Genomic DNA, 24409 nt, shown 5'->3' with positions numbered 1-24409 from the left:
CGGGTCGTTCAGCTGCGGCCGCACAGTGTGACCGCGGCGGTCTCGATCGCGGACTCGTCCAGGAGCACGGTATTCGCCGCCGGACCGAGCGGGACGAAGCTGTCGGCACTGGTGACGCGGGCGATCCGGCCGTCGAATCCGGCGTCCAGCAGTGCGGCGCAGACGGATTCGGAGACGCCGCCGCTGCGGCGGGTCTCGTCGGCGATCAGCACCCGGCCGGTGGCCCGGGCGTGCGCCAGCAGATCGTCCGCGGGAAGCGGTGCCAGCCAGCGCAGGTCGAGGACGCGGGCGCGAATTCCGCGGCCGGACAGGCGGCGTGCGGCGCGCAGGCTCATCGGGACGCCGTTGGCGAAGGTGACGACGGTGAGATCGGCGCCGTCGCCGTGGATCCGGGCCCGGCCGATGTCGACGGGTTCGGCGGTGGGCGGCGCCAGCCAGCCGTCGTCGCCGGATTCGTAGAGGTCGCGGGTGTGGTACAGCGCGATCGGCTCGAGGAACAGGCACACCCGGCCGTCCACGCGCGCGGCGGACGCACAGGTGCGCAGCATGGCCGCCGCGTCGTCGGCGCGCGCGGGGGAGGCGACCACCACGCCGGGGATATCCCGCAGTGCCGCAACGGAATTGTCGTTGTGGAAATGTCCCCCGAAACCCTTCTGGTAGGCATAGGACGCGATGCGCACCACGAGCGGGTTGCGGTACCGGCCGGTGGCGAAGAACGACAGCGTGGCGGCCTCGCCGCGGATCTGGTCGAGGGCGTTGTGGAGGTAGGCCAGATACTGGATCTCCGGAATCGGCACGAATCCGGCCAGTCCGGCCCCGAGCGCGGTGCCGAGCAGGCTCTGCTCGTCGAGCAGCGTATCGAAAACCCTGCGCGCCCCGAACGTTTTCTGCAGTCCCTTGGTGACGCCGTACACCCCGCCCTTGCGGCCGACGTCCTCGCCGAACACCAAGACGTCGTCGTCGCGCTCGAGCAGGGCGGCGAGCGTGTGGTTGATCGCCTGTGCGAGAGTCACCGGGGACGAGCCGGCGTCCGCCTCGCCCTCGCGACTCGCGCCCGGATCGCGGCCGGATGCCTGCGGCACGGCACCGTTCTCGCGGTCGCCGCGGCCGTGCGATCCGGTCGCGCGCCGGGCGGCCGGATCTGGGCTCGAGGAGCCGGAGCGCCGATCCCGCTGTGCTGCGGGTGCTTCCGCGGTGTCATCGCGGGTTTCCCCTGCGGGCCCGGTGATTCCGGCCGCCGGCACGCCGCCGGGCAGGAGTCCCGAGCGCCGTGCGTCGGTGCGTACCAGGTCGGGATCGCCGGCGGCCAGCGGTGCGATCACCGCCGCGGCCGAGGCCAGCTTCGGTGCGCGCGCGACGCGGTCGGCGACCTCGGTGACGTGGGCGCCGATGGCGTCGTAGCGGTCGATCACCTCGGTGGCGCCGGCGACACCGGCGGTGATCAGCAGGCGGGCGGTGGCGGCCAGCGGATCGTGCTCGAGATCGGCGGCGATGTCGCCGGTGCGCCGGTAGGCGGATTCGACGTCGGATCCGGCATGTCCCAGCAGCCGCACGGTGCGCAGCCGCAGGAAGGCGGGCTCGCGATGCTCCCGGACCCAGTTCACCGCCAGCGCCGAGACCGACAGCGCCTGCAGGAGGTTGCCCCCGTCGGCGCTGAAATATCGCATGCCGGGCCGGGATCCGTAGGCGTACTCGATCCACTCGGGCGGGGTGGGCACGCTGAGGCCGACCCCGTTGTCCTCGCATACGAACAGCACGGGCATCGGAATCCGCTGGTGCGCGGTGTGAATCGCGGCATTGATCGCCCCGGCGGCGGTCGAGTGGTTGGCCGAGGCGTCGCCGAAACCGCACAGCACCACGGCATCCGGCGGCCATTCGGTGAACCGGCCGAGCCGAGCGGCGCGGTCCAGCGCGAACGCGAGGCCGACCGCGCGCGGGACGTGCGAGGCGATGGTGGAGGTCATCGGGATCACCGCGGCCGGCTTGCTGCCGAACACCTTGTGCCGCCCGCCGGAGATCGGGTCCGCGGCCGCCGCGACGACGCCGAGCAGGACGTCGCGGACCGGATCCGAGCCGGGCACCTGCCGGCTGCGGTGCACGAAGAACGCGCCCGAACGATAGTGCAGCAGTGCGGGATCGGAGGTGCGCAGCGCGGCCGCCACCGCCACGTCGCCCTCGTGACCCGCCGAGCCGATGCTGTAGTACCCGCGGCCGGACGCCGTCAGCTGCCGTGCGGCCAGGTCGAGATGGCGGCTGGTCGCCTGCGCGTCGAAGTAGCCGAGGCAGTCCGCCGCCGTGTAGGGCGAGCCCGGCCGAATCGGATCCGTTGCGGCACGGCGGGATCCGGGTTCGGCATCCGCGACCGCGGTGCGGAACCTCCGGTCGAGTTCGGCTTCCCGTTCGTTGATCGCTTCTCCCGTGGTGGTGCGGCGGTGGGCACTCACTGGGCGTGCAGGATCAGCCCGGTGTCGTCGGCGGCATTGCGCAGGGTGAGGGTGTCGGCGTCGACGGTGGCGGAGGTCTTGCCGTCCAGCGCCTCCAGGACCTGCCGCTCGACCTCCATCACCTCCGGCGGGCAGGCCATCCTGGTGGTGGCGATCCGGAAGGTGGCCTCGGCGCCGGCGATATCGGCGTGGCCGGTCATCCGGTTGCATCCGGCGCTACCGGACACCTGCCCGTCGGGGGCGATGGTGAGGGTCGGGCGCGCCTCGTCGAGGGCGCGCGAGCGCACCTGGCCCTCCGGTCGCAGCAGGGCGGTGACGACCCAGGTGGTGCCGGTCAGCGATCGGTCCGGCCGGGCGGCCTTCTTGTCCAGCAGCGTGACGGTGGCGGTGCTGCCGGTCAGCGTCAGGGTGTCGCCGGACAGCTTCCACCGGGGCCCCGACTGCAGCAGCCGGTTCTGCCAATCGTCGGCGCCGGCCCGCTCGTCCGGGCAGGCCATCAGGGTGGACGCCAGACCCGACACCCGCAGCACATCGCCCTCGAACGCCACCGGCCCGCTGCTGGTGTTGCACCCCGACGTGGCCGACACCCGGCCGTCGGCGAAGCGGAGTTCCAGCGGCCCGCCGCCGGGGATCGGGGTGCCCTCGACCTCGGTGGAGACGAAGGTGCGCCCCATCGGCGTCGGTGCGGGCCGTGCGGGCTCGTCGTCGGCGCCGGACGAGCATGCGGCGGCGAGCCCGAGCGCGACCAGGACCGGAACGAGACGCAGCATCGCCGACATGCCGCGATCCTACCGACGGGTGCGGGCCGGGAGCGGGAGCGCCGGGCGGGGGATTCGGGTCCGGCGCCGCGGCCGTCGGGTGAGCGGGGCCGGCTCGTTCGGGCTTTGCCGGTACCGCGTCATCGTGAGCTGCTGCCCGCGCTCGTCGTACTCCGGAATCGGTAGCGGGAACCAGTAGCTGCTGTCGAGCCACGCCTGTCCCAGCAGCGGTACCGGCTTGCCGAGCAGATTCACGCCCTTCCCGTGCGGCGGGTCGCCGAAGCTGCCGACCGCCGCGCCGTCGACGAGGAAGTCCACCTTGTCGGTGCCCGGCCGCACGGCGCAGGCGCGGTCGTTCGCAGGGCCGGAACCGGCATGGTGATCTGCCGGATCACGGTGGCGCCCCCGACGCCGGTGCGCGGGAGCCCGCTGCCTCGCGCCGTGCCGTCGCCCGCGCGCCGCACCTGACCATGGCCGTCGCCATGGCGGTGATGCCGGTCGCGGCGGCGTAGCCGGACTCAGCTCGCCGAGGCGGCGCGCTCTCCGGATTGCGGTGCGGGCGTGGCGGATTCGGTACGGAACGTGCGGTGGACGAGCACGGCGGTGGTGCCGAACCCCAGGCACAGTCCCAGCCACACGCCCGGGCCGTGCCAGCCCAGGCCGTATCCGAACAGAGCCATCGCGGGGATGCCGACGCCGAAATAGCCGACGAGCGTGTTCTTCAGCCCGGCCTTGGTGTTGCCCAGCCCGCGCAGCAGGCCGATGCAGAGATTCTGCGAGCCCTTGCAGTACTGGTGCACGATGGCGAACCACAGCAGCGTCGCGGCCGCCGAGACGACTGCCGCGTCGTCGCGATGGTCGCCCAGGAACGGCGCGAGCACCAGGTGGGGTGCGAGGACGTAGCCGAGCCCGACCACGGTCATGAACGCGAACGCGAGGGTGAAGGTGCGGCGGGCGATTCCGCGCGCGGCCGGCCGATCGCCCTGCCCGACGACGCGGCTCACCATGATCGACGAGCCCTGGGACAGGCCGATATTGAACTGATAGACGATCTGGGCGAGGTTGTTCACGATATTGCTGGCCGCCAGCGGCACCGGTCCGAAGCCGCCCATCATGAGGGTGGCCACCGAGGTAATGGCGGCCTCGGAGCCGTAGGTGAGCGAGATCGGGGTGCCCATCGCGACGATGTGCCGCACGGTGGCGCGTTCGGCGCGCCAGGCCCGCAGCGACAGCAGCGGGCCGAGGCGGTCGTCGCGGAGCACCGAGACCAGATAGACGCCGCACGTCCACACCTGAACGAGCGTGGTGGCCAGGCCGATTCCGGCCAGCCCGAGCCGCGGCAGGCCCAGCCAGCCGTAGATGAACGCGGCGTTCAGCAGCGCGTTGACGCCGATCGACAGAATCGTCACGCGCAGCAGCGATCCGGCCCGGCGCATCCCGACGGCGAACTGCCGCAGCACGTTCAGCCACAGCATCGGGACCAGTCCGGGCGCCAGCGTCCAGATGATCGACCGCGCCGCGTCGACCACCTCCGGCCGCTGGCCGAGCACGCCGAGCAGATATCCGATCCCGATCAGCACGGCCGCGCCGGCCACCGAGGTGAGGGTGGCGACGGCCAGTGCAGCACGCAGATATCCGCGGATCTCGGTGCGGGCCGGATCGTCGAGTCCGGCGCCGCCGCAGCGCTTCTCGGCCCGGCCCAACGCGCCCGACACCATATTGCCGACGCCGGTGACCATGCCGACGCACATGGTGCGGATCTGGTTGTACAGCAGCAGCGCCAGACCGCCCGCCGCGACGGCGGTGATCCCGAGCAGGCCCATCATCGCGAGATCGACGGTGGTCAGCGCGATCTGGGCGAGCTGGATACCGATGACCGGCCCGGCGAGGGCGAGGATCGCGCGGTAGTCGGACCAGCGAATCGTCATGTGCTCCCTCATGTTCCGGTGCGTTCCAGGCCGGCGGTGTGATGGCCGGTGGGCGGACTGCCGCCGGCGAGGCGGACCGAATCGTCGTAGGCGGTCAGCAGTCTGCGGGTGCGCTGATGGGCGAGATGGTCGAGCAGGCCGCGTTCGAGGAGCCAGTCGTCGTCGTAGACGGAATCCAGGTATTTCTCCCCGGCATCGCAGACCAGCACCACCACGGTGCCGCCCGGCCGCAGGTACAGCAGCCGGCGCAGCGCGATATGGATGGCGGCTCCGGCGGTTCCGCCGACGAGCAGCCCGGTGCGGCGGGCGACGATGCGCGCGGTGGCGAACGCGTCGGCGTCGGCGACCTTGCAGCCCTCGTCGATGTGCCGGTAGTCGACGTTGCGGCCGATCCGGAATCCGGCGGGGCTGCCGGCGCCGGTCTGCCAGTACGGCCGTCCCGTTCCGCCGAAGATGATCGATCCGGCGGGTTCGACGCCGATCGTGCGGACGCGGGAACCGTGGCGGCGCAGTTCGTCGACGGTCCCGCACAGCGATCCGCCGGTGCCGACCGCGCCGATCAGCCAGTCGATATCCGCGTCGAGATCGGCGCGCAGTTCCTCGGCCAAGCCCCGGTACCCCGCGCCGTTGCCGGGATTGTTGTGCTGGTCGGGCCAGTACGCGCCGGTGGCCGCGGCGATCTCGGCGGCCTTGCGGCGCCGGGCGACGGTGCTCGGTCCGCCGTCGCCGCCCTCGACGTGGACCAGCCGGGCGCCCAGCGCCCGCATGGCGCGCAGCTTGTCGCGCGCCGCGTGGCCGTCGACGACGGCGGTGAAGGTATAACCGCGTTCGAGTGCCACCAGCGCCAGCCCGGTTCCGGTGTTGCCGGAGGTCGGCTCGACGATATGGCCGCCGGGCCGCAGCAGTCCGGTGCGCTCGGCGTGCAGCACCATCTCCCGGGCCATCCGGATCTTCGCCGAGCCGGTCGGGTTGAACTGTTCCAGCTTGAGCAGCAGCCGGGTGCCGGTACCGGTCCGGGTCAGCTCGAACAGCGGTGTGCGGCCGATCAATTCGCAGGCCCGGCGGACCACCCGTTCCGGGCGCCCGGCCGTTCCCCACTGGCTCGCCGTATCCGCGCGCTGGGCACCGGTCGTCGCCGAGTGTCGGGCACCGGTGGTCGCTGTGCGCTGGGCAACGGTCGTCGAGGCGTGCGGTGTTCCGGCGGCTGCGGTGCGTCGGCCGTTCGCTCCCGAGTCCTGCTCGGTCGCCGTTCCGGTGGGCGCTACCGACGGTGTTCCAGTGTGATCGCTGAGCGCATCGGTGCGTGCTGCCGACGCTGTTCCGGTGTGCGCGCCGATCGGTCCGGTGGGTTGATCACCGGATGTCGCGGTGTATTCCGCGGTCCTGTCCGGGGGCTGCTCGCGGGTCGGTCCCGGGCGTTCGTCCGTTGTGATCGCGACGTGCTCGCCGGTCCGCCCGAGGTATCCCGCCGACGGTGTTCCGGCGTGCTCGCGGCCGGAGTCGCGGGGCGCGAGTCCCGCGGTCATCGGTCGATTCTCCAGCGCCGGCGGCCGTCCTCGTCGGTCAGCACGATCTTCGGGGGCAGCGGCATCTGATGGAATTCGCTTTCGTTCTTGTCCATCTGGTAGCCGGCCGTGTTCGGGTAGAGCAGGAGATCGCCGGCCGCGGGCGGCTGCGGGAACGGAACCTTGCGCCAGGTCAGCATGTCGTACTCCATGCAGCTGGCGCCGCCCACACAGGAGGCGACGGGTTGTGCGTCCGGTAGCGGGTGGCGCGGCAGGAGGATCGGGTCGGGGAGGAATTCGCTGCCCTTCCACTGTTCGGACACGCTCATGCTCAGCCCCGCCACCGTGGTGATGCCGTGCGCGTCGTTGCGCTTGAACCCCTGCACCGGGAAGACGGTGAATCCGGCGTCGATCAGCAGGGCCCGGCCGGGTTCCAGCAGCAGCCGGATGTCGTTGTCGCGCAGGTGATGCGCCAGCGTGGCGCCGTCGAATTCGGTGGTCAGGACGGCGTCGAGCATGGCCGCGCCGACCGGTTCCTGCGCATACGGGTAGAAGGCGCCGAAGCGTTTTCCGGCATGAAACCAGTTTTCGGTGTGCCCGGCGGTGAACGCCGCCCAATCCCCGGGGGCGAGGTAGCTGCACGCGAAGCCGCCGCCGATGCTGATCGCCTGCGCCGAGAGCCCGGCCGCCCGTGCCTTGCCGACGAGTTCGACCAGCTCCCAGGCCAGTTCGGCGCGGGGCCGCACCGCGTAGCCGTCGAGATGGAAGGAGAAGCCCGCCATCTCGACGTGCGGCCGGAGCCCGGCGCAGCGGGCGAGGGCCGGCTCCAGATCGGCGGGCGACAGGCCGAATCGGCTGTCCGGTGCGCGAGCGGGCAGCACCCGCAACAGGATTCGCGCGGGCCCGTCGGTGCGGGCATGTTCCGCGAGGCGCTCGAGTTCGTCGAGGGCGTCGACGGCGATCAGGCAGCCGTGCCGGACGGCCAGCCACAGCAGCTCGTCGCTCTTGGCGGCGCCGGTGACACCGATATCGCGCCCGCGGATTCCCTGCGCGAGGGCGTGCACGAGTTCCGGGGCGCTGGCGACATCCACCGCGCCGTCGAGTGCGGCGACCTTCGGCAGCCAGCAGCCGGCCTTGTTGGCCTTCTTCCCGAAATACACCTGGCCGCGCACGCCGCGCTCGGCCAGCACCGCCTGGAACGAGCGGAGATTCTCGGCGAACTGGTCGGGCTGGACGATGTGGTACGGACCGCCGATCGCGTGGTGAATGTCGAACAGCAGCCCCGGATCCGATCGAACCCGCTGCGCCCAGGGCTTTTCGGTGGCGGGCAGGGAGATGGTGGTCATGCCCACAGCGACACCTCGCGCCCGCGCCCGGCCGCGACCGCGCGGGTGGCCAGCGCGTGCGCCACCGGGATGTCGGTGATGATCATGCCGCTGGAGAACGCGAAGACCCGGTCGCGCGGGGTGTGGCGCCCGGGCGCGCGCCCGGCCACGATATCGGGCAGCTCGGCGTGGATCTCGACCGCGCCGTCCGGGCCCGCGAGCCGGGTGCCGGTCACGCCGAGCTGGCCGGTGCTGGTGGCGATCGCGTAATCGGCGTCGCGCAGTGCGCCGGTCGCCACGCCCTTGCTGGCGACCGAGATCAGCAGCCCGCCGGGCCGCAGCCACGCGGTCTGCACCGGGGGATGCGCGGCGCGGCCGGAGGCGGCGACGACGATATCGGAGTCGGCGGCCGCGGCCGGGACATCGTCGACCAGCTCCAGCTCCCGGTCCGGAAAGTAGCGCGCGAGTACGGCCTTCGTGTCGGCGATCCCGTCGGGGTGGGTGCCGTACAACCGCAGCCGCCGCAGATCCGGCAGCACCGTCAGCAGGTACGGCAGCGTATATCGGCCCTGCACGCCGGTGCCGATCATCAGGGCGCTGGTGGCGCCCGGCCGGGCGCAGTACTTGGCGATGAGGGCGGTGGTCGCGGGCGTGCGGGACGCGCCGACCCGCTGGCAGTCCATGAACGCGAACGGCAGACCGGTCGTGTCGTCGTACAAACTGATTGTCGTGTAGTACTTTTCGGCGCTGTCGTTTCCTTGCCGGTAGGAGGTCTTGAACCCGACCTGCTGCAGCGATCCGTCGTAGCCGAGCATGGAATAGGACACCGCGTCGCGCTCCTCGACCGGGATCGGCATCATCAGCTTGGTCGGGCAGCGCGAATCACCCTGGGCGAAGGCCCGATAGCCGTCCTCGACCAGCGCGATGATCTCGCCGGGCGTGATGTCGACGTCGGCCAGATCGGTGCGGGTCAGGACGTGCAGCGTGGGTTTCATCCGGTCTCCTCGGTCGGTGGGGGGATGTGCGGTCGCAGGCCGGTGTGTCCGGCGTGGGTCGATCGGCGTTCCGTCGCACGGGAGTCCGGCCGGTATCGCCGGGTGCGGCGAGAACGGGGCCGGTGGAGAGTTCAGGGTGCCGCGCGTGAATCAGGTTGTGGCGCAGGTCGGCTCACCACAACGCCGGCGAAGGATGGTGCGGCGAACAGCATTCCGATCCGCAGCGTGCCCATGAGGACACAGTAGGTTAATGGTAATGATTGTCAATAGTCTGAGTCCTGTGACAAGTGACACCGTTTGTCCGGAGTCGGCTCCGGGTGAACCGCCCGGAGCGGGGCCGGGTCCGATTCGCTCCGGATAAACTGGGACTTCGTGACCGCTACCGGTGCCGATTCGCCCGTCTCCACCTGGGCGCCGCTGGCGTCCCGGATCTACCGCGCGTTGTGGATCGCGCAGCTGGTGTCGAATCTCGGTACCTGGATGCAGACGGTCGGCGCGCAGTGGCTGCTGGTCGGCGATCCGCACGCGGCCACGCTGGTGTCGCTGGTGCAGACCGCGACCACGTTGCCGGTGATGTTGCTGGCGGTGCCGTCGGGTGTGCTGGCCGATCTGCTGGATCGCCGGCGGCTGCTGATCGGGGCGCAGGCGGCCATGGCGCTCGTGGCGACGGCGCTGACCGTCGTGACGGCGACCGGGCAGATCACCCCGCCGGCGCTGCTGACGCTGCTGTTCGTGCTCGGCGTCGGGCAGGCGCTCACCGCCCCGGCCTGGCAGGCGATCCAGCCGGAGCTGGTGCCGCGCAATCAGATTCCGGCGGCGGCCGCGCTGGGCAGCATGGGTTTCAATGTCGGGCGCGCGGTCGGGCCGGCGATCGCCGGCGCCCTGGTGTCGCTGGCCGGTCCCACACTGGTGTTCGGGCTCAACGCGGTCTCGTTCGTCGGCATCGTGGCGGTGCTGTTCCGGTGGCGGCGCCCGGCCGAGGAACAGGACCTGCCCGCCGAACGGCCGATCGCGGCGCTGGCGGCCGGACTGCGGTTCATCCGCGCCGCGCCCGCGATCCGGCGGGTGCTGTTGCGTTCGATCCTGTTCATCGCGCCGGCCAGCGCGCTGTGGGCGCTGCTGCCGGTGATCGCGCACGACCGGCTGCACCTGGAATCGTCCGGCTACGGCCTGCTGCTGGGCGCGCTCGGCGCCGGCGCGGTGCTGGGCGCCACCCAGCTGTCGCGGCTGCGGCGCAGGCTGAGCCCGACGCACGGGCTGGCGTCGGCCGCGGCCCTGTTCGGCGTGTCGACCGTGCTCGCCGCGACGGTGCCGAATACCGCGATCGTGCTGGTGGGCCTGATCGGCGGCGGATTCGCGTGGATGACGTCGATGTCGACGCTGAACGCGACCATGCAGCTACTGCTGTCGTCGTGGGTGCGGGCGCGCGGGATGTCGGTGTATCAGCTGGTGTTCATGGGCGGGCAGGCGCTCGGTTCGCTGGCCTGGGGACTGGTCGCCGGCGCGTACGGAACCGAGACGGCGATGATCGCGGCCGCCGCGCTGCTCGGCCTGTGCGCGGTGAGCACGCTGTGGCTGCCGGTCCGGGTCGCCACCCTGGACACCACGCCGACCGCGTACTGGCCCGAGCCGGTGCTGGACTTCGAACCGGCCGCCGACGACGGACCGGTGCTGGTCCTGGTCACCTACCACGTTCCGGAGGAGACGGCCGCGGAGTTCTCCGCCGCGATGGCGCGGGTCGGACGCTCCCGGCAGCGGACGGGGGCGATGGAATGGCGGCTGTACCGGGACGTGAGCGTGGCCGACCGCTATACCGAGGCGTTCGTCGTGCGGTCCTGGCAGGAGCATATGCGCCAGCACCAGGTGCGGCTGACCGCCCAGGACCGGCTCGCCGAGCAGCGGCTCGAGCGGTACACGGTGGGGGAGATCCAGACCCGGCATCTGGTGGCCGTGCAGCCGGTGCGGGGGTGGCGGCGCGGCTGATCACCCCAGGCAGGTGCTGCCGGAGCGACCGCATAAACTGTCCGGCATGCGCATGTTCCTGGATATCCTCCTGATCATCACCAGCATCCTGCTGGTGCTGCTGGTGCTGCTGCATCGAGCGAAGGGTGGAGGCCTGTCCAGCCTGTTCGGCGGCGGCGTGCAGTCGAGCCTGTCCGGCTCCACCGTCGTGGAGAAGAACCTCGATCGCATCACCATCTTCATCGGCGTCGTCTGGCTGATCTCCATCCTCGGCATCGGCTTCGAGATCAAGTTCGCCTGACCGGTGACACGGCTATCGCCGGACCGGTGACACGGTCCGGCGACCTCCGGGCGGGCCACCACAACACTGAGACACAACACCGAGAGACGGCACAACGCCGAGGGATGGGCGTGGGTCGGTCGCATCCCGGGTGGCGCCCGAGGGCGCTATCCGATCGCCGCGGCGAAGTCGGTGAAACACTCGGCGATTCGATCCGGGAATTCGCCATTGACGGCGTGTGAGGCGTCCGGCCACAGCTCTACGCGTGCCCCCGGAACCGTGCGGGCGGTCTCGGCCGCGCGGGCGGCGTCGTGCACGATGCTGCGGCCGGCGAGGACGGCGAGCATCGGGACGGTGATCCCGGACAGTTCGGCCGCGGTCGGCCGGGCCGGCATCGGCTGCGCGGAGCTGAAGTCGCGCATCGCCGAGGCGATCAGGCGGCCTTCGGGCAGCGCATCGCTGCTGCGGACGCCGCCGGAGATCCAGCCGAGCAGCCGGTGCCGGATGGCCGTCGGCATGCCCGGAATCACGCTGCCCAGCGAGACGACGATCATCTTCCAGGTCAACGGCGCGAAGGTGTTCGCCGGATCCAGCAGCGTCACCGATGCCGCGCATTCGGGGCGGCGGAGGGCGACCTGGGTGGCCAGCCAGCCGCCGATGCTGACGCCCAGCAGATGCGCGCGCTCGATCCCGAGCCCGGCGAGCGCCTCGGCCACCCACGTCGCCTGATCGGCGGCGCCGGTCAGAGGGCGGTGCTGACTGCTCGCTCCGGGTTCCCCGATGCTGTCTATCGACCAGACGGTGCGGTGCGCGCGGAGCCCCGGCAGGTTCGCCCGCCACATCGGGGTGGAGGCCTGCCGCCCGGACAGCAGGACCAGCGGAATGCCGTCGCCGTCACCGAAACGGTAACCGCGGACCGGCCCGAATGTCGTTGTCACCGCGGCCGTTTCATCGGGTTCGGGAAGTGCGGCCAGGCCGTCGAGGTAGGCGGCGGCGAAGCGGTCGAAGGCGTCCCGGTCCGGGAAGTATCCGACCTTCTCGGCGGGCCTGCCGATATTCGGTGCGAGGAACGGCTCGTCGACTGCCATGGCAGCAGCTTTCCACGGCGTCCGGGCGGCCGCTGTCGCGGGCCGGGGACTACTCGAGCCCCTTCTTGCCGGGTGTCCAGAACGGCTTGGTCAGCACCGATCGGCGCGGCCAGCCGCGTTCCTGGATCAGGTGGCGGCGGACGAGCTGGATGGTGCGGGCTTCTCCGGCGAGGTAGGCGAGGCCGGGGGTGGCGGGCAGCTCGAGTCCGCGGACCGCGTCGAGGAGTATCTGCGAGAACGCCGCGGATGCGTCGCCGCGCAGCGGGTGGACCAACTCGCGGGCGCGGGGGAGCGGGAGACGGTCTGCCGCCGTGGCGGTTTCGACGGCTCCGTATACCGGCTCACTCCGCGGCAGGGCGCGCAACATGGCCCCGAAGGCGACCGCGGCGGTGTCCTCGCCGGCGAACAGGTGATAGGGCGCCTCGTCGCGCACCGTGAAAGAGCCTGTCGGACCGCGGAATCGGACCTGATCACCGACGGTGGCCGCGCAACCCCAGCGGGCGCCGGGGCCGTCGCCGTGATCCAGGACGCACAGGTCGAGGACGGCGGCGACCGGGTCGAAGTGCCAGACCGAATACGTGCGCGGATCGCCGCCCCTCGCGGCGAAACCGAAAGGGGTCGGCGGATATCGCGCCGCGGAACGATCGAGGAAGGAATTGGTGACGACGGCGACTATCGCCGGGCCGAGGAGCATCCACGGCTCGGGCGGCGGCGTGCGGCAGAGGTGGCCGGCCGTTCCGCGTAGGGTCGTCGGCCGGACCGCCGTGCACCGCACGGCTGTGGTGAGCCGCCCCGGCACCGACCGCGATCGGACCGAATTCGGCCGCTCGGGCCTGGACGCCGGCGAACGCGGGTGCGTCGCGGCGGCCGTGGTTCAGCCGACTCGCGGAATCCGGCCGTCGATGTCGGTGAACCCGTAGTGGTCGGCGAGATCCGCTACGCGCCAGGCTTTTCCGGTGCGAGCGCGGCGGTCGTCATCGGCCGCCAGAGCGACGACGGCACGGCCCGGGAAACGCGGGGACTCCGCCTCGTTGAGGTCGAAGGTGCCCTCGCCGGGCAGCGTGACCAGGCGGCGGCCGTCGGCGTCGGGCGGAACCATCTGCAGCAGTTCGGTGTTCACGATGCCGGGCCAGATCGACACCGCCGTGACGCCGGTGTCGGCGAGGTCGTGGGCCATATCGGCGGTGAGGCGGTCGACCGCGGCCTTGGCGACGCCGTAGGTCGCGTTGTGGGTGTAGTGCTCGGCGCCGGGGGAGGAGACGCCGACGATGAGCCCGCCGCTGTCGATCAGCAACGGGGCGGCGTAATGGCTTGCGACGTAGTGGGATCGGACGCCGATGTCGAAGCTCTCGTCCCAGGCTCTCGGCGGCACCTCCCAGAACGGCTTACCCAGCCAGCGCGACGAGGCCGGGGCGTTGTAGACGTTGTTCACCAGAACGTCGAGCCGCCCGTGGTCGGCGCGGACCTTGGTGAACAGCTCGGCCACCGCGGTGTCGTCGCGGTGGTCGCACACGACGGGTACGCCCGTGCCGCCGAGTGCGCCGATCTCCGCCGCCGTCTCGGTGACCGAGCCCGGTAGCTTGCCCGGCGTGGCGGAGCGGCCCGTGACGTAGACCGTCGCGCCCGCCGCGCCGAGCTCCAGTGCGATGCCCTTGCCGATGCCGCGGCTGGCGCCGGTAACCACGGCGACCCGGCCGGTGAGTATTCCGTTCACGACTCCGGGACACTACCGTGAAATAAGAACACGTTCTAGTCCTTGGGAGGCGAAGTGGAGCCGACACATCGGTTCGTGGAGACCAACGGCATCCGGATGCATGTCGCCGAGCAGGGCGAGGGGTACCCGGTGGTGTTCTGCCACGGCTTTCCGCACGGCTGGTTCGTCTGGCATCGGCAGTTGGCGGCCGTCGCGGCGGCCGGCTATCGGGCCATCGCCCCCGACCTGCGCGGATACGGCGGGACCGAGGCGCCGGACGGGGTCGAGGCCCATACCAACCGCGCGGTGATCGGCGATCTGCTCGGCCTGCTGGACGATATCGGCGCCGAACGCGCGGTGTTCGTCGGCCTGGACTTCGGCGCGATGCTGGTGTGGGAGCTGGCGCTGCGGGCGCCCGAGCGGGTGGACGCGGTGTTCGTCCTGAACAATCCGTACGTCCCGCGGCCGCCGAAACCGCCGTCGGCGTTCTGGGTCCGCGCGGCCGAGCGCCACTTTCTGCATCTGGCGTACTTCCAGACTCCGGGCGTGGCCGACGCCGAGCTGGCGGCCCGGCCGCGGGAGTTCCTCGCCCGCGTCTTCTATGCGCTGAGCGGCGACTACCACTACCTGGACACCTGGAAGAACCCGCCGGGCCTCGGATATCTCGACGTGCTTCCAGACGCGCCCGCGCTGCCGTGGAACGGGTTGAGCGAGGGCGAGTTCGACGTCCTGGCAAGGGAATTCGAGCGCACGGGCTTCACGGGCGGCCTCACCTGGTACCGCGCCCTGGACCGCAACTGGGAGTTGACCGCCGACCTGCCCACCACGGTCGCCGTCCCCACCCATTTCCTCTACGGCGAAAACGACCCGGACATGGAGGGTTTCAGCGGCCACGACCCCTTGGACACTCTCCGCGCCCACGTCCCCGACCTCCGCGCGGTCGAAAAGGTCCCCGGCGCAGGTCATCTGGTGCAACTGGAAAGCACGGAGGCGGTGAACACCTTCCTGACCACCCACCTTGCCAAGCTGGGCTTGTCGACGGGCGACTAGGCATCAACGCGCCCATGCGATCGAGCGCGTCGGGGCCCCGGCCGTGCCCTATTACGCTCGGCTGCGAAGACCCCGGAACGATCACTGGCCTCGCCATATCGCCGGGGTTACGTCTTTGCGACGCGCCTTCGCTGCGGCTCGAATCGCCGAGTCCGGTCCGGCTCGCGCGGTGGGCGGTTGGCGAACACACTGCTGGGCGGTCCGGGCGAACCGTCGGGATGGTTCGGTCAGGGCACCCAGGTGAGGAGTTCGGAGACCGATAGTCGGCCTCGCGGAATTGCCGTCGGCGCGAGGGCGCGGGTGGTGTCCGGGTGGCCCACGGCGACGGCGTGGCGGGGGAGCCAGCCGGGTGCGGCGGCGATCAGGCGGGCGGCGCGATGGACGTTGTCGTCGGGGTGAAACGTGGTGAGGCAGGTGCCGAGGCCCTGCTCGTGGGCGGCGAGGCAGAGCGATTGCGCGACGCGGCCCATATCGAATTCCGTATCGGCGAAACCGTTGTCCTGCGACAGCAGGACGATCACCAGCGGAGCGTCGGCGAGGTGGAGGGCGAAGTTCCCCAAATGGGACAGCTCCGCGCGCACACCGGGATCGGCGACCGCGACGAGCCGCCAGGGCTGGCGATTGCGTGCGGACCCGGTCCACCGCGCCGCGTCGACGATCCGCTCGACGGCGGTGCGGGAAACCGCGGTGGGAAGGAAGTGCCGCACCGACCGCAATGTCCGGATCGTGTTCTCCACCGCGCCGACCTTACCTACGGTGGGCCGTCGCCCGTCCGGTCAGGTGACGAACCGGCGAAGGCCGAGGCCCATCGGGTCCGGGTGAACGGCTGCTCCGAAGGCGTCCACGCGGCGACCGGCAGCGACAGGTATCGCCGGAAACCATTCAGCCCGCCCGGCTCAGCGGGGGAGGGAGGCGGCGGCCGGTTCGTCCAGGAGCCAGGTGGTGGTGGCGCTGCCCTGCGCGCCGGCGGCGGGGATCTCGGCCGGGTCGGCACCGGCGACGGCGGCCGCGACGGCCCCGGCCTTGGCGGCGCCGCCGACCACGAGCACCACGTGGCGGGTGAGGTGCAGGGCCGGGATGGTCAAGGTGACGCGCACCGGCGGCGGCTTCGGCGAATCCGTCACGGCGACAACGAGTTCGTGCGCCTCGCGGACCGCATCGGTACGCGGGAACAGCGAATTCACGTGGCCCTCGCCGCCCATGCCGAGCAGATGCAGGTCGAAGGCGCCGTGCTGAGCGAGATGGGCGTGCACGGCCGCCGAATACTCCGCGGCCGCCTCGACCGGGTCCGGGTACTCGCCGTCGGAGGCGGCCACCGGATGGACGCGGGCGGGATCGACGCCCACGTGATCGAGTAGCGCCTGCCGCGCCTGTAGCTCGTTGCGCTCGGGATCGCCTGCGGGAACGAACCTTTCGTCACCCCAGAAGACGTCCAGCCGCGACCAGTCGATATCGCCGGGCGCCTTGCGCACCACCTCCAGCAGCCCGATGCCCGTGCCGCCGCCGGTGAGTACCACCGACGCCGACCCGCGCAGCTCCTGCGCCTCGGTGACCACCGCGACGAACCGGGCGGCCGCCGCGGTCACCAGGTCGTTCGTATCCGCGTAGACCTCGATCAGTGGGTCGCTCATCCTCGTCCTCTCGTCCGCGGCACGGCCGGATCGGGGTTACTCGTAGGTCACCTTGGCGATCCCGGACAGTGCCTCGGCATAGATCTCGTCGTCGTCCAGCCGTCGCAGTTCCTCGGCCAGACAGTCCTTGGTCTCCCGGCGCGCGAGCGCGAACCGCTGATCGGGTTCGCCGGTGCGGGACAGGGTGGCCGTGCGGCCTGTCTGCGGGCGGGAGATCGCGATCGACACCGTCGGCCGGTGCAGTTCCACCCGCAGCTCGCCGATCCGCCGGTGCACGGGACAGGACAGCCGGGCCGCCAGCCAGCCGGCCAGGATGTCCAGCGCCGGTTCCTCGCGCAGGCCCGACACGGTCACCGAATCCACCGCCTCGTACGGCGGTTCGTCGAGCGCGGACGCCAGCAGCGCCCGCCAGTAGGTGATCCGGCTCCACGCCAGATCGGTGTTTCCGGGTGCGTGTGAGGCCAGCCGCTTGCCGATCGCCTCCCGCGGATCCGGCGCGAAGGTGGAGTCGGTGATGCGCCGCAGCGCGAGGCGCCCCACCGAATCCTTCGAGGGGAACTCCGGCGCCCCGCGCGGCCACCACGCCACCACCGGGGTGTCGGGCAACAGGAACGGTATGACCACGCTGCTCTCGTGATTGACCAGATCGCCCTGCAACCGCAGGACTATGACCTCGGCCGCGCCCGCATCGCCGCCCACGCGGATCTGGGCGTCCAGCCGGGTGTCGGCGAAGCGGTCGCCGCGGGCGAGAACGATGACGCGGCACGGATGTTCGCGGCTGGCGTCGTTGGCGGCATCGATGGCGTCCTCGGCCTCGGAACTGTCGAGCGTGCACACCACCAGCGTCAGCACCCGGCCCGTGGTGATGACGCCGTTGCTCTCGCGCAGCTTGACCAGACGCTTGGCGACCGACCGGGTATCGGTCGCGGGCATGTCGACGATCATCGGATCGACTCCTGAGTCACGGCCGCCGCCATTCCCGCCCGGTGCGGGCGAGCATCTCGTCGGCCGACGCGGGGCCCCACGTGCCGGCCTCGTAGGGTTCGGGTTTGCCGTCGTCGGCCCAGTGCTCGAGCACGGGATCGAGGATGCGCCAGGACAGTTCGACCTCCTCGTTGACGGGGAACAGCGAGGGCTCGCCGAGCAGCATGTCGAGGATCAACCGCTCGTAGGCCTCCGGCGAGGATTCGGTGAACGACTCGCCGTAGCTGAAGTCCATGCTGACGTCGCGGACCTCCATGCTCGACCCGGGCACCTTGGAGCCGAACCGCAGGGTGATGCCCTCGTCCGGCTGCACCCGGATCACCAGGGCGTTCTGGCCCAGCTCCTCGGTCATGGTCTGGTCGAACGGCAGGTGCGGCGCCCGCTTGAACAGCACCGCGATCTCGGTCACCCTGCGGCCCAGGCGTTTTCCGGTGCGCAGGTAGAACGGCACCCCGGCCCAGCGCCGGGTGTCGACGCTCAGGGTGATCGCCGCGTAGGTCTCGGTGCGGGAGTTGGGGTCGAAGCCCTCCTCCTGCAGCAGCCCCGCAACCTTCTCGCTGCCCTGCCAGCCCTCGGTGTACTGGCCGCGGGCGGTGGTCTCGTCCAGCGGCTCGACGAGTTTCGTCGCCGACAGCACCTTGAGCTTCTCGATCTGCAACTGCCGGGGCTGGAAGTTGACCGGATCCTCCATCGTGGTCAGCGCCAGCAGCTGCAGCAGATGGTTCTGTATGACATCGCGGGCCGCGCCGATGCCGTCGTAATAGCCTGCGCGCCCGCCCAATCCGATGTCCTCGGCCATCGTGATCTGCACGTGGTCGACGAAGTTGGCGCTCCAGATCGGCTCGAACATCTCGTTGGCGAAGCGCAGCGCCAGCAGGTTCTGCACCGTCTCCTTGCCGAGATAGTGATCGATGCGGAACACCGTCTCCTCGGGGAACACCCGGTTCACCAGGGCGTTGAGCTCCTGGGCGCTCTCCAGGTCGTGCCCGAACGGCTTCTCGATGACCACCCGCCGCCACGGCTTCGGCCGTCCCGCACCCGGATCCGGGGGCTGCGCCAGGCCGGTGCGGGAAAGCTGTTCCAGCACAAGGGGAAACGCGTTCGGCGGAATCGACAGGTAGAACGCGTGATTGCCGCCGGTGCCGCGCTCCTGGTCGAGCTGTTTCAGCGTGGTCGCGAGCTGGGAGAAGGCGGCGTCGTCCTCGAAGGTGCCCTTGACGAAGCGGATGCCCTCGGACAGCTGATCCCAGACCTCCTGGCGGAAGGGCGTGCGCGCGTGCTGTTTCACCGCCTCCAGCACGACGTTCGCGAAGTCCTCGTCGGCGTAGTCCCGGCGGGCGAAGCCGACCAGCGCGAACCCGGGCGGCAGCAGCCCGCGGTTGGCGAGATCGTAGATGGCCGGCATCAGTTTCTTGCGGGACAGGTCTCCGGTGACGCCGAAGATCACCATGCTGCACGGGCCCGCGATCCGGGGAAGCCGCTTGTCGCGCTCTTCGCGCAGCGGATTCCCCGGCGCGGCCGTCGTCTCTGCGCCGGCCATCGCGGTTATTGTCCTCCGGTGCTCTGCAGCTCGGCGGCGGTCGCGGAGAGCAGGTCCTCCCACGACTTCTCGAACTTCTCGACGCCCTCGCGCTCGAGCACGACGAAGACGTCGTCGAGATCGACGCCGACCGCGGCCAGCCTGTCGAAGACCTCCTGGGCCTGCGCCGCCGTGCCGGACACCGCGTCGCCGCGCTGGTCGCCGTGGTCGGCATAGGCCTCGAGGGTCTTCTCCGGCAACGTGTTCACCGTATTGGGCGCCACCAGTTCGGTGATGTACATCGTGTCGGAGTACTCCGGGTTCTTCACGCCCGTCGACGCCCACAGCGGGCGCTGCCGGTTGGCCCCGGCCGAGGACAGGTGCGCGAACGTCGAGGTGTGGTTGCCGCCGTCGAAGACGTCCTGATATTCGGCGTAGGCCAAGCGCGCGTTGGCGATTCCCGCCTGGCCGCGCAGTTCCAGGGCCTCCGGCGTGCCGATCGCCTCCAGCCGCTTGTCGATCTCGGTGTCCACTCGGGAGACGAAGAACGAAGCGACGGAATGGATCCGGGCCAGGTCGTGTCCGGCGATCCGGGCATTGCGCAGGCCGTCCAGGTAGGCGCCCATCACGCTGCGGTAGCGGGCCACCGAGAAGATCAGCGTCACGTTCACGCTGATGCCTTCCGTGATCACCTTGGTGATCGCGGGCAGGCCGGCCTCGGTCGCGGGGATCTTGATGAACAGATTCGGCCGGTCGACGATCTTCCACAGTTCGACCGCCTGCGCGACCGTCTTGTCGCTGTCGAAGGCCAGCCGCGGATCGACCTCGATGGACACCCGGCCGTCCACCCCGCCGCTCGCCTCGAAGGTCTCGGCGAACACATCGCACGCGGCGCGCACGTCGTCGGTGGTGATGGTGCGGATCGCCGACTCCACGTCGGCGCCCCGGGCGGCCAGCTCCCTGACCTGTTCGTCGTAGGCGTGGCCCTTGCTCAGCGCGCCCTGGAAGATGGTCGGGTTGGTGGTCACGCCGACGACGCTGCGGGTGGCGATGAGTTCGGCGAGATTGCCGGACCGGATGCGGTCGCGCGACAGATCGTCGAGCCACACCGACACTCCCGCTGCGGACAGTGCGGCGAGTTTCTCGTTCTGTGCCATTCGCTTTATCCCTTCACCTTGTCGACGGAGCGCAGAGCGGCCTGCGTGACTGCCTCGGCGGTGAAGCCGAATTCGCGGAACAGAGTCTTGTAGTCGGCCGACGCACCGAAGTGCTCGATCGACACGATCTCGCCGGTCTCGCCGACGAACCGGTACCACGGCATCGAGATCCCGGCCTCGACGGCGACGCGGGCGCGGATCGCGGGCGGCAGCACCTCGTCGCGGTAGGCCTGCTCCTGCGCGTCGAACCACTCCACACACGGCATCGAGACCACGCGGGTGCCGATGCCCTGCGACTCCAGAGTAGTCCGGGCCTCGACCGCGAGTTGCAGTTCGGAACCGGTAGCGACCAGGATCACCTGCGGTGTGCCGGTGGAGGATTCGGCCAGGACGTAGCCGCCGCGGCGCACGCCCTCGTAGCTGGTGCCCGCCAGCACCGGCACGTTCTGGCGGGTCAGCGCGAGCGCCGAGGGGCCGTCGATATGCGGCTTCTCCGATACCGAGAAGTGCGTGCGATGGTCGCCGCTCTCCAGTTCCAGCACGGCGCGCCAGGCGTGCACGGTCTCGTTGGCGTCGCCCGGGCGCACCACGTTCAGGCCCGGGATGGCGCGCAGCGCGGCCAGGTGCTCGATCGGCTGATGGGTCGGGCCGTCCTCGCCCAGGCCGATCGAGTCGTGCGTCCAGACGTAGACCGCCGGCACCCGCATCAGCGCGGCCAGCCGCACGGCCGGGCGCATGTAGTCGGAGAACACCAGGAAGGTGCCGCCGTAAGGCCGGGTGGGGCCGTGCAGCGCGATGCCGTTGAGGATCGCGCCCATGGCGTGCTCGCGGACGCCGAAGTGCAGGGTGCGGCCGTACGGGTTCGCCTTCCACATACCGGTCGAGATCGACTCCGGGCCGAAGCTCGGGACGCCGGGCATGGTGGTGTTGTTGGATTCGGCGAGATCGGCCGAGCCGCCCCACAATTCGGGCAGCACCGGTGCCAGCGCGGCGAGCACCTTGCCGGTGGCCTTGCGGGTGGCGACGCCACCGGGGTCGACCTCGTAGGACGGCAGCGCCTCGGTCCAGCCGTCCGGCAGCCGACGCGCCCACAGGCGGTCGAACAGCTCCTTGTTGTCCGGATTGGCCTGGGCCCACGCGTCGAACTGCTCCTGCCAGGCGGCGCGGGCGGCCTTGGCGCGGTCGGCGGCGTTGCGGCGGGTGTGGTCGATGATCGCGTCGTCGACCACGAAGCTCTGCTCGGGGTCGAAGCCCAGCGCCTCCTTGGTGCCGGCGACCTCGTCGGCGCCCAGCGCGGCGCCGTGTGCGGCGCCGGTGTTCATCTTGTTCGGGGCCGGGTAGCCGATGATGGTGCGCAGCAGGATGAACGAGGGCTTGTCGGCCACCGCCTTCGCCTCGGCGATCGCCTGCTCGATCGCGACCACGTCCTCGCCGCCCTCGACCACCTGCACGTGCCAGCCGTAGGAGCGGTAGCGCGCGGCGGTGTCCTCGCTCAGGGCGATGGCGGTGTCGTCCTCGATGGAGATCTTGTTGTCGTCGTAGATCACGACCAGGTTGCCCAGCTGCTGGGTACCGGCCAGCGACGACGCCTCGGAGGTCACGCCCTCCTCGATGTCACCGTCGGAGGCGATCACGTAGACATGGTGGTCGAACGGGCTCTCACCCTGCGCGGCGGACGGATCGAACAGGCCGCGCTCGCGCCGCGCCGCCATCGCCATGCCGACCGCCGACGCCAGTCCCTGGCCGAGCGGGCCGGTGGTGATCTCGACGCCGGGCGTATGCCGGAACTCCGGGTGGCCCGGGGTCAGCGAACCCCACTTGCGCAGGGTCTTCAGGTCGTCGAGCTCCAGGCCGATGCCCGCCAGATACAGCTGGATGTATTGGGTGAGGCTGGAGTGCCCGCAGGACAGCACGAAGCGGTCGCGGCCCACCCAGTCCGGGTCGGCGGGGTCGTAGTTCATCACCCGCTGGTAGAGGGTGTAGGCGAGCGGGGCGAGGCTCATCGCGGTGCCCGGATGGCCGTTACCGGCGGTCTGCACCGCATCCGCCGCGAGCACGCGGATGGTGTCGACGGCCCTGGTGTCCAGATCGGTCCAGTCGGCCGGGTGGTTCGGCTGGGTGAGGGCGCGGATGTCGTCTGTGACTGACACGACCGAGGTTCTCCTGACCTTCTCGTCAACTATGCGATTTACGGCGGCGGGGGTGCTTGCGGCTGGATCTACCCCCACCCTAGAGGCCGACCGAATCCGGGATGCGGGAACCCTGCAACGACGGGCCCCGTGTCACGGGTTCGTCACCGAATTCGGGGGGTGCGGGTGGCCGTCGACGGACCGTGACCCGTGGTGTTCGGCCGGAATGCGGCGTGTCGCGGTGTGTCGCCGGTGTCTGTAGTGCTCGACGGAACGCGCACAGGGCCTGCGGCACCGGCACGTTCGCGGCGGGTGGGTGCGGGTGCGGAACCGTCCTGGGTCTACCATCGCCTGTAGTAGTTGCAGCGCCGCGCCCCGGACCAGCCCCGCCGGGAATGCGGTCCGAGGGCGGCGCGCTGCAGTTTCCCGAACCGGATCGATGCACCACCTGCGAGGAGAAACAGTGCGGATTGGGCAACAGCCGGGTGGTGCCCACGGCTCCTCCGCGACGGCGCTGGCCGATCGTGTCACCGGCACCGGTCCGCTGTCGGCGCTGGCCCGCCGCGTGCTGGCCTACATCGCGCTGACCAAGCCGCGCGTCATCGAGCTGCTGCTGGTCGCGACCATTCCGACCATGCTGCTGGCCGACCGCGGGCACGTCGACATCCGGCTGATCCTCGCCACGCTGTTCGGCGGCTGGATGGGCGCCGCGAGCGCCAACACGCTCAACTGCGTGGCCGACGCCGATATCGACAAGGTGATGAAGCGGACCTCGAAGCGGCCGCTGGCGCGCGACGCGGTGCCCACCCGCAACGCGTTCGTCTTCGGCACCGCGCTGGGCATCGGGTCGTTCGGGTGGCTGTGGTGGCAGGCGAATCTGCTGTCCGGGCTGCTGGTCGTCGCGACCATCCTGTTCTACGTCTTCGTCTACACCCTCGGTTTGAAGCGCCGCACCTCGCAGAACGTCGTGTGGGGCGGCGCGGCCGGGTGCATGCCCGCGCTGGTCGGCTGGTCGGCGGCGACCGGGACGATCGGCTGGCCCGCCGTCGTGCTGTTCCTGGTGATCTTCTTCTGGACGCCGCCGCACACCTGGGCGCTGGCCATGCGCTACCGCGAGGACTACCGCGCGGCCGGGGTGCCGATGCTGCCGGTGGTCGCCACCGAGCAGGCCGTGACCAAGCAGATCGTCATTTACACGTGGCTGACGGTCGCCGCGACGCTGGCCCTGATTCCCGCCACCGGCGTGGTGTATGCGGCGGTGGCGATCGCCGCCGGCGCGTGGTTCCTGCTGATGGCGCACCAGCTCTACGCCGGCGTCCGGCGCGGTGAATCGGTGAAACCGCTGCGCCTGTTCCTGCAGTCGAACAATTATCTCGCCGTTGTCTTCTGCGGCCTGGCCGTCGATTCGGTCCTCGGTTGGCACACCATCGGGCACACCCTGTTCGGCTGACGCTCGAGGCGCCGGGCCGAACACTTCGGTCGTGGTGGGTCCGGCACCCGGCTCGGGCCGGTACTCCCGCGTGGCACGAATTGCCCACGGACGGTCGGTACGCCTGATCGTCCGTGTCCGTCGGCAGTTCCCGCTTGCCCGGACGGGCGGTCGGCAGTGTTCACCGCTTCCGTGTTTTCAGTTGCGGCGATTGGCAGTTCGAGACGGTGTCGTTCGAGGGTACTGACTGCGCGGCGGGTACGGACTGTCCGGTGACCGCGGGCAGGCCCGGTGGCCGCCCTGTGGGTGCGGAGTGCTCGGTGCACCGATGTCGTTGTGCCGAAGGGATGTGGCTGTGCCGACGGCAGGTGCATCGGGTGCCGCGGCGTCCGGAATCCCGGCAGCAGCGCGTGCTGGACCGGTGAGCCGGCCCACGGTGCGTTGCCGCCGCGTCACGCCGCGGGTACGAGACCGCTGGGCGCGGTTCGATCGAGGCCGACACCGCCGGTTCTGCTGTGGCGCCGGTCGTTCG

Annotated in this window: 20 protein-coding genes; 4 read left to right on the top strand and 16 right to left on the bottom strand. The window is 70.8% G+C overall.

The window, feature by feature from the left end; genetic code table 11:
• Positions 1 to 8 precede the first annotated feature (8 nt).
• The 7 genes from D892_RS45795 to D892_RS0133220 all read right to left on the bottom strand — a co-directional run bounded on the left by D892_RS45795 (position 9) and on the right by D892_RS0133220 (position 8955).
• Positions 9 to 2444, bottom strand: a complete 2436-nt coding sequence (locus D892_RS45795) for a thiamine pyrophosphate-dependent enzyme (RefSeq protein ID WP_024805389.1) — start codon at positions 2442 to 2444, stop codon at positions 9 to 11.
• Positions 2441 to 3223 carry an META domain-containing protein gene (locus D892_RS0133245; protein ID WP_198037048.1) on the bottom strand — a complete coding sequence of 261 codons (783 nt, stop codon included), beginning with the start codon at positions 3221 to 3223 and terminating at the stop codon, positions 2441 to 2443. The genes D892_RS45795 and D892_RS0133245 overlap by 4 nt, the downstream gene beginning before the upstream one ends.
• A gap of 9 nt (positions 3224 to 3232) precedes the next feature.
• Positions 3233 to 3541, bottom strand: a complete 309-nt coding sequence (locus D892_RS44150; RefSeq protein WP_051499252.1) for a hypothetical protein — start codon at positions 3539 to 3541, stop codon at positions 3233 to 3235.
• Positions 3542 to 3720: 179 nt separating this feature from the next.
• Positions 3721 to 5130, bottom strand: a complete 1410-nt coding sequence (locus tag D892_RS0133235) for an MATE family efflux transporter (RefSeq protein WP_024805386.1) — start codon at positions 5128 to 5130, stop codon at positions 3721 to 3723.
• A gap of 8 nt (positions 5131 to 5138) precedes the next feature.
• A complete protein-coding gene (locus tag D892_RS42720) occupies positions 5139 to 6656 on the bottom strand; it encodes a cysteine synthase family protein (RefSeq protein ID WP_024805385.1) in 1518 nt (505 codons plus the stop codon).
• Complete coding sequence (locus tag D892_RS0133225; RefSeq protein WP_036570717.1) at positions 6653 to 7981, bottom strand: alanine racemase; 1329 nt, start codon at positions 7979 to 7981, stop codon at positions 6653 to 6655. Before D892_RS0133225 ends, D892_RS42720 begins: the two co-directional genes overlap by 4 nt.
• Positions 7978 to 8955 (bottom strand): ornithine cyclodeaminase, encoded by a 978-nt coding sequence (locus tag D892_RS0133220; protein ID WP_024805383.1) that lies wholly within the window; start codon positions 8953 to 8955, stop codon positions 7978 to 7980. Before D892_RS0133220 ends, D892_RS0133225 begins: the two co-directional genes overlap by 4 nt.
• 372 nt (positions 8956 to 9327) lie before the next feature.
• Here D892_RS0133220 and D892_RS0133215 point away from each other — a divergent pair, with 372 nt between their 5' ends.
• Together D892_RS0133215 and secG are read left to right on the top strand one after the other, a co-directional pair.
• Positions 9328 to 10938: an MFS transporter gene (locus D892_RS0133215; RefSeq protein WP_024805382.1), complete on the top strand. Its 1611-nt coding sequence runs from the start codon at positions 9328 to 9330 to the stop codon at positions 10936 to 10938.
• A gap of 46 nt (positions 10939 to 10984) precedes the next feature.
• The gene (gene secG, locus D892_RS0133210) at positions 10985 to 11218 is read left to right on the top strand and encodes a preprotein translocase subunit SecG (protein WP_024805381.1); all 234 of its coding nucleotides are present in this window, start codon (positions 10985 to 10987) and stop codon (positions 11216 to 11218) included.
• A gap of 146 nt (positions 11219 to 11364) precedes the next feature.
• Here the strand turns inward: secG and D892_RS0133205 are convergent, their stop codons facing one another.
• From D892_RS0133205 to D892_RS0133190, 3 genes are all read right to left on the bottom strand, one after another.
• Positions 11365 to 12285: an alpha/beta fold hydrolase gene (locus tag D892_RS0133205; protein ID WP_024805380.1), complete on the bottom strand. Its 921-nt coding sequence runs from the start codon at positions 12283 to 12285 to the stop codon at positions 11365 to 11367.
• 49 nt (positions 12286 to 12334) lie between these two features.
• Complete coding sequence (locus D892_RS42715; RefSeq protein ID WP_084161859.1) at positions 12335 to 12979, bottom strand: siderophore-interacting protein; 645 nt, start codon at positions 12977 to 12979, stop codon at positions 12335 to 12337.
• A gap of 180 nt (positions 12980 to 13159) precedes the next feature.
• On the bottom strand, positions 13160 to 13999 hold the full coding sequence (locus D892_RS0133190; RefSeq protein ID WP_024805378.1) for an SDR family NAD(P)-dependent oxidoreductase: 840 nt from the start codon (positions 13997 to 13999) through the stop codon (positions 13160 to 13162).
• 54 nt (positions 14000 to 14053) lie between these two features.
• Here D892_RS0133190 and D892_RS0133185 point away from each other — a divergent pair, with 54 nt between their 5' ends.
• Complete coding sequence (locus tag D892_RS0133185; protein WP_024805377.1) at positions 14054 to 15028, top strand: alpha/beta fold hydrolase; 975 nt, start codon at positions 14054 to 14056, stop codon at positions 15026 to 15028.
• 227 nt (positions 15029 to 15255) lie between these two features.
• On the opposite strand, the gene D892_RS0133180 is transcribed toward D892_RS0133185, so the two are convergent.
• The 6 genes from D892_RS0133180 to tkt all read right to left on the bottom strand — a co-directional run bounded on the left by D892_RS0133180 (position 15256) and on the right by tkt (position 22469).
• Positions 15256 to 15765 (bottom strand): nitroreductase family protein, encoded by a 510-nt coding sequence (locus tag D892_RS0133180; RefSeq protein ID WP_024805376.1) that lies wholly within the window; start codon positions 15763 to 15765, stop codon positions 15256 to 15258.
• A gap of 159 nt (positions 15766 to 15924) precedes the next feature.
• Positions 15925 to 16659 carry a 6-phosphogluconolactonase gene (pgl, locus tag D892_RS0133175; protein WP_024805375.1) on the bottom strand — a complete coding sequence of 245 codons (735 nt, stop codon included), beginning with the start codon at positions 16657 to 16659 and terminating at the stop codon, positions 15925 to 15927.
• A 36-nt stretch (positions 16660 to 16695) separates the two neighbouring features.
• A complete protein-coding gene (gene opcA / locus D892_RS0133170; RefSeq protein ID WP_024805374.1) occupies positions 16696 to 17604 on the bottom strand; it encodes a glucose-6-phosphate dehydrogenase assembly protein OpcA in 909 nt (302 codons plus the stop codon).
• 16 nt (positions 17605 to 17620) lie between these two features.
• Positions 17621 to 19183, bottom strand: coding sequence for a glucose-6-phosphate dehydrogenase (gene zwf / locus D892_RS0133165; protein ID WP_024805373.1), 1563 nt, complete (start codon positions 19181 to 19183; stop codon positions 17621 to 17623).
• A 5-nt stretch (positions 19184 to 19188) separates the two neighbouring features.
• On the bottom strand, positions 19189 to 20319 hold the full coding sequence (gene tal, locus D892_RS0133160; protein ID WP_024805372.1) for a transaldolase: 1131 nt from the start codon (positions 20317 to 20319) through the stop codon (positions 19189 to 19191).
• Between the two features lie 5 nt (positions 20320 to 20324).
• Positions 20325 to 22469, bottom strand: a complete 2145-nt coding sequence (gene tkt, locus D892_RS0133155; RefSeq protein WP_024805371.1) for a transketolase — start codon at positions 22467 to 22469, stop codon at positions 20325 to 20327.
• Between the two features lie 442 nt (positions 22470 to 22911).
• On the opposite strand from tkt, the gene D892_RS0133150 reads away from it, so the two are divergent.
• A complete protein-coding gene (locus D892_RS0133150; protein ID WP_024805370.1) occupies positions 22912 to 23898 on the top strand; it encodes a heme o synthase in 987 nt (328 codons plus the stop codon).
• Positions 23899 to 24409: the final 511 nt, after the last annotated feature.

This window comes from Nocardia sp. BMG51109 (genome assembly GCF_000526215.1).
Taxonomy (GTDB): Bacteria; Actinomycetota; Actinomycetes; order Mycobacteriales; family Mycobacteriaceae; genus Nocardia.
This window is presented reverse-complemented; position numbering and strand designations above follow the sequence as displayed.